This window comes from Prevotella sp. OH937_COT-195 (genome assembly GCF_003932845.1).
Taxonomy (GTDB): domain Bacteria; phylum Bacteroidota; class Bacteroidia; order Bacteroidales; family Bacteroidaceae; genus Prevotella.
The window spans coordinates 1-807 of the sequence record NZ_RQZH01000094.1 but is presented as its reverse complement, the minus strand read 5'-3'; the positions used below and the strand labels follow the sequence as shown (position 1 = coordinate 807).

The window sequence follows — 807 nt, the reverse complement described above, 5'->3', positions numbered from 1 at the left end:
CTGTAACACTTATATTTTTAATAGTAGCTCCTTCTTTACTTGTGGTTTTAGTATTGACTTTGAGCTTGCTATGATTTTGAACATACACTCCTAATACTTTACTTTTTGGATTAACGTCTAAAATATCTATTGAATCTATTGTTGGAGAATATTCATCAGGAACTTTCATATACCAGCCTGAGTTATAAGTTGTTTCACCAATTTGAACTCCGTCTTTAAAAGTCTTAATCCCGATATCCATAAATATTGTTGAACTGTTTGGCTGTAAGTCGACATGCTTGTCAGTAGGTACAAAAGTTAAGTCTAAGTTACTTGTATTTTGTGCAATATAGTACCAACCACTACTTCCTTTATCTCCACGAATTACATACCATACAGTATGAGTTACATTCCCTGATAATTGTTTGTCAATATGAATTGTATGTGGTGTGTTTAAATATCTTGACCCTATCATGTTATCACTTACTGTTGACATTCGAGGTATTTTATCAAGAGATATAGTATCACTGCCACCACTAAAACCACTCACATAGTTTCCTCTTATCCTAGCTTTCAAGTCGCAATAACTTGACAGCCATACATCTAAAGTACCATCATTATTGTGATATATTCTTTTACTTATGCTACCAAGAGTAATCGAACTACCACCACTTGTACTTATACTTGATGACGTAACAATGTAGTCAGTACCATCAATATTTATAGTGTGTGTTCTCTCGCCTATATAAAGATTGTATCCACTCTGACAATCTAAATGTAGTGTTATTTCTAAATCACTATAATTCTCGTTAATGTTTTGTGTAGCTT

The 807-nt window shown here is 32.8% G+C and carries 1 protein-coding gene; it reads right to left on the bottom strand.

Going from position 1 to position 807, the window contains the following annotated elements:
• The coding region (locus EII32_RS11380; protein ID WP_148096835.1) for a DUF859 family phage minor structural protein at positions 1 to 807 on the bottom strand (807 nt) is incomplete at both ends.